This window comes from Acinetobacter sp. NigerLNRRAM0016 (assembly GCF_054112845.1).
The window spans coordinates 1-9,159 of record NZ_JBSYVT010000067.1 but is presented as its reverse complement, the minus strand read 5'-3'; the positions used below and the strand labels follow the sequence as shown (position 1 = coordinate 9,159).

The following is a 9,159-nucleotide window of genomic DNA, read 5'->3' as shown; positions in this document are numbered from 1 at the left end:
AAAGTCTAAAGAATTGACGGTTTTTCCTGATTCATCAATTGCAAATTGGTATTTCGCCATGAATATTCCACCTATTCTGAATAATCAACGTTTTTTCACTACCACCCAACCAAACCAAATATTCGTTTTCAATCGCTTGTTTATAGGCCCAATCAGCTACCCGATGCGAACGCTGAATATCGGTTAAAAAACCCAATTGAGAAATCTCTTGTGTAATCAGTTGATCGTGTAAATAATTCCGTTCCAACCACTGAGTCAAAAATTGTTCCGATGCCAGATAGTTACTTTTTTGTGAATTACATTTATCATCTGCCAACACAAAGTTATGCCCAGTATCTGCTGGGTAAAGTGACCACGGGATAAAGTGATCTACTGCGTATTTATTGTTTTTAAGACTCTTACCACAGTAGAAACACTGGCATTCTTGTAGGTCAATTAAAAAGTTTGCGACTTGCCCTAATTGACTACGACTAGGGGCAAACATAAATTCATCCAGATCAGGTAGCCCATCCAAGACCAGAAGGTTTTGTTTGTTCAGCCGAACGAAATCAATCCAACGTTTCTGGCATAGTTCTTCAATAATTTCACTGAATTGCCTTAAGCAGTACATCACTTTTGGCAATAATTGCAGAGCTTCCTTAGAGTCATTCAAATGGTAGAGAAATTCAAAAGTTTGACCATTTATATTTTGCAAATACACGACTGGCATCTGTTTCACTGTACTCACTACAGATTTTCTGAGTTTTAACCAAAAAACTGAATCTCTTCTTGCAGCGGCGATTGTTTTATATTGTTGTTGTGCTTTTAGGATTTCACTGATGATCTTTGCTTGCTTACCTGTACTTTGTTGAATTGTAAAAGGTTCATATTGGTTAAACTGAAATGGCAGTGACTGTTTCCAATAAAGATCAATAAACTTCTCAGCAATATCCAGATAGTCTAGACGGAGTGTTGCACCAGTATCTTGTCCCTGTTCAATCGCAAGTCGAGTAATGCTCATCAGCAAGGCAAACTTATAGGTTGAAGTGAACGTACCTGACTGCAAAATTTGCTGGATATGCTTAAGGAATTTCAGTTGTTCTTGAGGTGTTGGAACGGCTTCATCACTTACAAACATTGTTCAAGCCTTTTGCTTTTTGAAAAGAATATTCAGCCATTCTTCTGTTCGGTCTGGACGTTTATCAATGCTAATCCACTGCTGCAAAAGCAGTACCTGATCAAAGCCTTTTAACAAATCATGTGCCTGCTGTTCATTTAAGTCGGTAAAGCTACGCCCATCTTTTTCACGATCTTGACTGCCATATTTAAAGGACATATAGCAAACACCATTTGGCTTTAGTGCCGTTAAGATCCTGTACAATACATCTGACAACTTCTCTCGCTCACAGTGCAATAAAGAAGCACATGCCCAAATGCCATCATATTTCCCCTGTGCAGACAATTCATAAAAACTGCCCAATTGCACGGGTAGCCCGGTAAGCTGACGTGCTTTTGCAACCAACTCCTCTGAATAGTCGATTGCCTCTACCTGATGACCCAAATTTTTAAAAGCTAACGTATCTCGACCTGAGCCACAGCCCAGGTCGAGAATAGAAGCATGTTCCGGCAAATACCTTAAAAATGGTGCGTAGAGACTTTCCATCTCAACCTGATAAGTACTATTAAAAAATAAATCAGCATTTTTATTATAGTAGTCAGAATTTTGGTTCATGATTTTTTAAAGGTTTACAATCTCATGATGAAAATTACTTTGATTCTTCGCAAGATGTCAATGATATAAAAACTACATTCAACTTGAAGTTCATATCTTTTCAATTCAGAGTTGATTGGCAACCTGATATTTTTAAGTATAAGATCAACCAAAAGCTTTAAAATTTATAAATACAACCTAAGCGATCAACTTAAATCAAAAATAAAATCAAAAATAAAGAACACACAACCAGAATAATAATATAACAATATAATGTTCCAGTGTACATAAACCAATATTCCAAATCCTAAAAAATAATGTTCCAGTGTACACAAACTAATATTAAAAACCACACAAAATAATATTCCAATGTACACAAATTAATTTTAAAAAGTTCATAAAATAATAGAAAAATGCTTTTAAAAACAAAAAATATGTTAAAAAACAATGCTTTTTATTTTTACAAATTGAAAACACAAAAACTTAATTTAAATGTTGATGAAAATAAAATTAAAATATATTAATAATAATGTTTTATTTTTAGCCATTTGGCACACACATGGGGAAGCATAATTGTATGTCTGTAAAAGATAAAAGCATACCAAATTACCGCGTAGCTGCAAAAAACATAGAGTTAATGTGTTATCCAAAATGCATGCCTGCATATCAAATATGGATTTCTTTATTTGTACAACTCAGTAAAAAAATGCAAGATTACCTTTTAGATTTCGCTTTAAAACAGAAGGTAGAAATCCCTCTTATGGCCACTAACAAACCGGATCATTATTTTTTTAGCAGTCATTTCACATGGATCTATTGTTATTTCTCAAAAGAAAAAGACGAATTAAAGTTTAGAGCTTATGAAAAAAATAATTCATATGACTGCATCATTAATGCCTTAAACGAAGTAAAAATATTGCTCAATTCCGGCCTCCATCGTTCCATTACTGGCTTAGATGTCATTGCACATTGGCTGAATGAGCAATATTTACCAGCTCACCTTCGAGAAGTTTTTGGCCATAGAAGCTTAAGCCATGAGTTTTTACGAGAACTCACTGAACTCCCAAAATCTAAGAGTCCTGCAAGTTTAATTACTACCAATAACAGCCGATTATCGTTAGATAAAATTCTTGCGGGGATTAAATCATGAACGGATATGACTTTTTAGAAGATACTCAAACGCTTAAACTGAAACCCTTTAGGGACTTCTATCAATCGCTGGCTGAAGCAAAACTGGAAGACTATCAAAATCCCATCAAGCTCAATGATTTCATTCATACTGCACAAGTCATTGAACTTAAAAATATTATGAATCAACAGCTTGCTGATACATTAATCAGTGAATATCCGCTCATTCATTATCTCTTCGCCCTGATCAACACGCCATCTGCGCACCAATCAAACGCGCTCAAGTGGGCTATTTTTAATACCCATTGTATTGAATTGCTCGACAGCAAAGAGCACGCAACAACCATAGCTAATCTTTGTATGCGCTTCCGTTTAGCCAGTACGAATCAAAAATATCATTGGCTCTATAATTTTTTACCCTCTCTGCCTCTAGAATTAGAGGATCTAATTGATTTTATAAACAAAAAAGAGCAAGAAAATAAAGAACTTCTGAACCGTTCCCTGCAAAGTCTAAGTAAAGAGCAGATTGGCCAACTGGCAGATATTCGTGTCATCTATCAATATGCATATACTCAATCAGAGCGTCAAAAAAGACACCGTCAAGTTAATTCAAGCATCCAAGAACCTCCCCAAACAGATGTTTACAAGACATCAAGAATGACTCTCGATGATGAGCAAACGCATCAGACCAAGTTTGAACAGGGTACGGCTAAACAATCACGCGAAGATAAAATCATTGAAACAGTTGAAGATCATAACTTTGAATTTAATAGCTTAGAGCAACGTTCTGTTACTGCTCAAGTCATTAATCTCAAGAACAAAATTCTGCATCAAAACAAGAATGCTTTAATGAACAAACCGAATCCACGTGTGTTTGATTTGCCGACTGCACAGTACATTATGCGAATTTTATTTGAACAAGCAGAGGATTCTCCAATTCATGCCTTGCTTTTATTTTCAGTACTCAGTTTCACACATTATGAAGAGCTATTGGTATTTCGAAAACATTTCCGTCTGAGGTCAAAAAGCAAAGAAATCACTTTTAGTCCTAAAAATTGCTATTTTCGACAAAGCTTCGACAACTCCAAATTTAAAGATGTTGTATTAAAAGAATATATGCTGAATATAGGCAATTCTTTTACAATCCCCTTACCCAAAGTTTATTTTTATCAGATTTCTCTACTAAAAAAGAGGGATAAAGCCGATATTGCTTCTGATGTGCAAAAACATTTACGTAAAATCAGTGACGGCCTTACTTTTCATTTAACAGCTCAAAATCTTCCTCGTTTAATCAGTGATATTACGTTGAACGAACTGGGATATGAACTGGAAAGTAAATTACTCAATGGCGAAAGCGTTAATCACTACACTCCATGTCATTACTTTTCAACGAAAATTGTTGATATTTTGGATATTTATACTCAGACACTTGATCTGATTTGCCCACAGTTCGAGAGCGGCTATATTGAAGAGTTTAAATCTTCTATTAGTTTCGGTAGTCTGCAGACACCTGATCTTCCATTCGTTCAGTCTTTTTTCCACCAACTTGACAAGCAAGTTCGGAATAATCCTAATCCCTTTCAGACTTTAAATCATTATTCAATCTGGTTGTGGCATGTTTGCATGATCATGACCTCTGCACGGCCGAGCGAATCCTTTCCACCCAATTTGGACTATATTGATCTCGACAATCGTATATTAGCTGCAGCAGATAAAGAGCAACGCTATTCAGGTACCATTGGGCGTTATCTACCTTTCAATGATTTTCTTCGCAATGAAATACTGTATTACCTAAATTATTTAAAACAATTTCAGCATCTTATGAGAGCCATTCTTCCTCAGGAAAGAGTAAAAGCAATCCAGGAAGTCTTCGATGGTGAACGCCCATTTCTTTTGTTTTATGAACCTCAGGGATATATCCGAAATTTACAGCTCGCTGATATTCAAAAATACTGTGCTGAAATAGCCTTGCAGCGCAATTGGACCCGTCATTTTTCTCGCTATTTCTTTGCACAATACTGCAATGAAGATGTCCTAAAGGGCATCTTTGGGCACGATGAAGCGATGCAGGAACTGTTTGACCGTTATTCCGGTTTTCAGGCAACCGATTTCGATCAAATTAGAACAGCACAAGACAAGCTGATCCAAAGCTTAGAGCTTAAAAGCATGGCTACGTTTACAGGAATAACTATTGCATGAGCAAACATCCACATTCCCAAAAACGAATAGAAAAACATAGAAAAAACAAAGCATTTCTTCTGAAATTATTTAGCGAGAAATGCAAAGAACTGACACCAGAAAACTATCAGGAAATTTGTCAACAAGTTGATAATCAGCTTTTAGAGCACTATAAATCCAATATCCGTAGCTACCAAATGGCACGTCTAGAATTTGCGAAATATATCAAGCGTTTTAATGTGTCATCGAATCAAAACTATTCAGTACCCTCCACACCCGTGAGGCACGAAAGAACTCCTCCACAGCAAAATATAGAAACTTTGAAACATGGTAAAAGAATTACTCATTTTGCCAGAAATATAATTGATTACTGGGCACAACATAATGACTTCAGTCCGACTCAATCACTCGGTTTCTGTTTGATCAGTACAATATTATTCAATGGCATTTATAACGATACCGCACTGCAAAAGTTTTTAAAACTCATTTTAAAAACACATAAATTTCAAAGTTTCTTAAACCTGAATCATATTATTTCACTAGAGATCCCGAATCGACATTTCGGTAATCAGCGTATAAAGGACCCGGATTTTTCAGTCAGTTATACAAAAATGTTTGTCTTAAACGATATTGTGAAATGCTGGATCTACAGACTAAAGCATCAGGAATTTGATTTATTTTCAGATATTGATGATGCAGAACATCTGATCGACTCTTGTATTATCGAATGTTTTCCTGCGGAAAAGGTACGTTATAAAGACCTGTTAAAATACGGTTTTTACTATACCCAGTTCCTAAAAAACAGTGGACTGGATCAAATGTCTATTTGTATTTTAAAAAATGAAGTTTACAGTTCTAGTCCTCTTGAAAAACAGTTAGCAGCTTATTTTGTTCAGTTTGAACAAACATATACCAATACAATTGAGAATACTTTTGAAAACCATCAGGTTCACTCTACAGCCAATATCGCAAGTGATATAGCAGAAGTTTTAGTAAAGATACGTCAAGCCATACGTGCAAAAAACTATAGGGATCAACTCATAGAGTTATATTCCAGAGAACTGTCTCCCGCCCTGGAACGTTTGCTGCTGTGGACTATTCTGCGCTCAAAATTAACGGAGCCACAACTGGAACGTCTCAATCATATTATCCAGCAACAGCAACGATTTGAGCGCAAGCTTACACGAGCAGATTTTCAGCCAATTAAACAAAGCTCTCTAAATACCATGTTTTCACAATTTGCAATCCAGTGGTTGCAAGCAACACAAGACAAAGATATTTCATCATTTTCAGATGCTAATTTTGAAGACCTTTACGGGGAAATGCTTTTATTAAAGAGAGAAATGACTCGAGCGACTTTACAAAAACGCCTAAAGGAATTTCATCACAAACAGACCTTATTCTTTAATGCACCCGCTGTCGATCTGGATAATTTAATCCAAGTAAAAATTTGTAAAACAGCACTGATCTCGCCCCATATTTTTCATGGCATGCTACAGCAACTCAAAAATGCCCAAGGTATTTCGGTTCGGGATAAAAAAATGTTTGAATTGATTTTTATTCTGGGTTTCAGAGCCGGACTACGAATTAATGAAACATTAAATATCTTTGTACGTGATCTACTTATTACTGAAGATGCTGTAATGTTAACTATCCAAAATAATCTAAATAAAAATCAAAAAAGTTATTCAGCTTACCGTAAGATTCCTTTGCATCACCTGTTCAAAGCAGACGAATTACGAGCATTCAAAGCGTATAGTCTGAATAGAAAACGTCTGCTGAAAGCACAAGGAAAATCACTTAGACAACCGCTATTTTTAAAACAGTCCTTGAAAGAAACTCATGAAAACGAAGTGAATTCTCTGCTGAAACAACTAATCCAGTCATTTTTTGGAGAACACGATTTTACTTATCATAACCTGCGCCATTCGGCGTTTAATCATCTCTATCTGATTTTAAAACACTCACCACTTGCTGACGCATTTACTGACTATAGTCCACATGAGCAATTACGCATCCGTTACGCGTTACTACGAAACAGAAATACTCAACAGACTTGGTACGCTCTTTCCCATTTTGGCGGGCACCTAACGCCTGAAACAACTTGTTCAAGCTATTTACACCTAATGCATTTAGCGATTACCTACCAACTGAATCAAATACAAAGCCCACTGCCCAAAGAGGCTTATTACAATATTCTAAAACATGATGATGGTGTTAAATATCCAGTACAGCAACGGGCAATCAAACAGTTTTTATTTGATCAGCTTACTAAAGATCGTTACATACAGCATAATCATCAACATCAACCAGGACAACAGCAGTCAAACGATTCACTGATGCTGGGAGCACATGACTCCGAAATGACTTTTGAGCTACTACATCATATTCTGGCAACAGCCAAGGAAGAAGACATCTTGTTACCTGAAGCCATTCCTCTACAAATAGCGCAAAAATTTCGTGCCAGAGCTCTACACTTAAAAACGTCCTGTATAAACCAGAAAAAATCCTCCAAGCTGTTTACTACAGATTTTTTAAGAAAATTCCCCGAAGCCCTGGTCACGATGCTACCGACCAATAAAGAAGAAAAAAAGATCATTGATTATGTTCAAAACCGATTTCCGGCTGTACATCGAAAATATCAAAAACAGCTCAACGCTATCTACACGAGTTATCTTGAAAAAGTTCAGCCAAATTCATCTCATTTCGTTTTTGATCTTAATGAAAAACGCCAATTAAAAAAATTTCTGTGTTTTATTAATAGCCTATTCCCCAAAAAATATCTTCATCTAGAGCTTTCGCAACAGAGCAAGGAGCAGCTTAAAAACACATTACAAGGTTTAAAATTACAGCCACAAAATTTCAATCTAAACGAGGATGAAAATCGAATTAGGTTTTCTTTCAAGTGTAAAGGTTCAACAGCCTTAGGCGTGTTTAAGTTTTTGATGTATATGATAATTGTGTACCATCTTTAATCATACTGTATCTAAATGAATAACTGGAAAGGGTTAAAACTCTTGCTCAATTAATCAAGTAATCAAGTAATCAACCCTGATTTGGTAATTCCTCTTAAAAATGAGATATTAAATGAATATAGGAATTTTCTGGTTTTATAAAGACGAAGTCATAGGAATTGCTCATGAGTTCTCTTTACATGAGGCTGACTCAATAGGCTTGATTGATAGTCAGTACGCGCATATGGACTATTGGGAAAAATTAAAACTTCAAATACCGGGATTGGAACATACTGAGTATGAGCAGCTGCCTAGAGGCAGAGTTATTTTTAACACCCATAAAGGTAAGGCGATTATCTATCTCGATAAGACGTTATTGCGAAGAAGTAAGGTCAATCAAATCCTCAATTTTTTTAATTTAAATGTTGAGAATGTCATCCTGAGGACAGATCCTCATTACAAAATATAGTTTACTTAGGATCCATAACCACATCATACGCATCATGAAGAACTTGGCTGTAATGCCTGCCCCCTTATGAAAACAATTTGATATCAAGCTAATATGTAATTTTTTGTAAAAAACCGGTGCGGTAGAGCATCTTCGAGCCGTTGATAGATTTGTTTTTTGTTTTATTAATACAACTTATTGATATTTATATATTTATTTGATTTAAACTATTCTTCTTGTTATCCTGCTTTTACTTTAAAAACAGGATATAAAAATGTCTGAACTAAATTCAGGTGATTTATTCTTTGAAGAATTACATGACCAAGCTAACCTCGTTCCTGAAACACAGCAAAACACAATTGATCATAAAATCGCAATTGATGAACATATTAAAAGAACAAGCTATGTGATCATTCAGCACTTAAGGAATGTTGTCTCTTTTCAAGATAAGGTAAAGATGCCCTGGGGATATCACTCCAGATTTATTGAGCGTTTGTTACATCCTGAAGATAAGCTGATTTATAAAGGAAAATCCCAGGCGCTATTCACTGACATGAACTTGGCTCGGAGAAAAGAACATATCGTTCCCATGAACTACTTAATGTATGAATTGTGGAGGTTGATAGAAGAAGATAACCATACAGATCAGGAACTAAGTAGTCTTCTACAGAGTCATCTGGGGATCGCTTATATTACTCAAGATGAAGCTAAACGACTTGACGGAAAAGAAACAGGTCTAAAATGTGCCATGCCTACAGGAT

At 35.7% G+C, this 9,159-nt stretch carries 7 protein-coding genes; 5 read left to right on the top strand and 2 right to left on the bottom strand.

The window, feature by feature from the left end; all coding sequences use genetic code 11:
- Positions 1–34: 34 nt before the first annotated feature.
- Together ACWQ4X_RS19140 and ACWQ4X_RS19135 are read right to left on the bottom strand one after the other, a co-directional pair.
- Complete coding sequence (locus tag ACWQ4X_RS19140) at positions 35–1,117, bottom strand: HNH endonuclease (RefSeq protein WP_457904618.1); 1,083 nt, start codon at positions 1,115–1,117, stop codon at positions 35–37.
- A 3-nt stretch (positions 1,118–1,120) separates the two neighbouring features.
- Positions 1,121–1,711: a class I SAM-dependent methyltransferase gene (locus ACWQ4X_RS19135; RefSeq protein ID WP_457904617.1), complete on the bottom strand. Its 591-nt coding sequence runs from the start codon at positions 1,709–1,711 to the stop codon at positions 1,121–1,123.
- A gap of 556 nt (positions 1,712–2,267) precedes the next feature.
- Here ACWQ4X_RS19135 and ACWQ4X_RS19130 point away from each other — a divergent pair.
- The 5 genes from ACWQ4X_RS19130 to ACWQ4X_RS19110 form a co-directional block, all read left to right on the top strand.
- Positions 2,268–2,840, top strand: a complete 573-nt coding sequence (locus tag ACWQ4X_RS19130) for a hypothetical protein (protein WP_457904616.1) — start codon at positions 2,268–2,270, stop codon at positions 2,838–2,840.
- Complete coding sequence (locus ACWQ4X_RS19125; protein ID WP_457904615.1) at positions 2,837–5,017, top strand: hypothetical protein; 2,181 nt, start codon at positions 2,837–2,839, stop codon at positions 5,015–5,017. The genes ACWQ4X_RS19130 and ACWQ4X_RS19125 overlap by 4 nt, the downstream gene beginning before the upstream one ends.
- Positions 5,014–7,971, top strand: a complete 2,958-nt coding sequence (locus tag ACWQ4X_RS19120) for a tyrosine-type recombinase/integrase (protein WP_457904614.1) — start codon at positions 5,014–5,016, stop codon at positions 7,969–7,971. Before ACWQ4X_RS19125 ends, ACWQ4X_RS19120 begins: the two co-directional genes overlap by 4 nt.
- Before the next feature lie 112 nt (positions 7,972–8,083).
- A complete protein-coding gene (locus ACWQ4X_RS19115; protein ID WP_457904613.1) occupies positions 8,084–8,419 on the top strand; it encodes a hypothetical protein in 336 nt (111 codons plus the stop codon).
- A gap of 253 nt (positions 8,420–8,672) precedes the next feature.
- Positions 8,673–9,159: hypothetical protein (locus tag ACWQ4X_RS19110; RefSeq protein WP_457904612.1), on the top strand; the 487-nt coding region annotated here is incomplete at its 3' end.

Bases quoted from the DNA above. Each gene is read 5' to 3' on its own strand.
- ACWQ4X_RS19140 (WP_457904618.1), bottom strand. From the start codon at position 1,117: ATGTTTGTAAGTGATGAAGCCGTTCCAACACCTCAAGAACAACTGAAA.
- ACWQ4X_RS19135 (WP_457904617.1), bottom strand. From the start codon at position 1,711: ATGAACCAAAATTCTGACTACTATAATAAAAATGCTGATTTATTTTTT.
- ACWQ4X_RS19130 (WP_457904616.1), top strand. From the start codon at position 2,268: ATGTCTGTAAAAGATAAAAGCATACCAAATTACCGCGTAGCTGCAAAA.
- ACWQ4X_RS19125 (WP_457904615.1), top strand. From the start codon at position 2,837: ATGAACGGATATGACTTTTTAGAAGATACTCAAACGCTTAAACTGAAA.
- ACWQ4X_RS19120 (WP_457904614.1), top strand. From the start codon at position 5,014: ATGAGCAAACATCCACATTCCCAAAAACGAATAGAAAAACATAGAAAA.
- ACWQ4X_RS19115 (WP_457904613.1), top strand. From the start codon at position 8,084: ATGAATATAGGAATTTTCTGGTTTTATAAAGACGAAGTCATAGGAATT.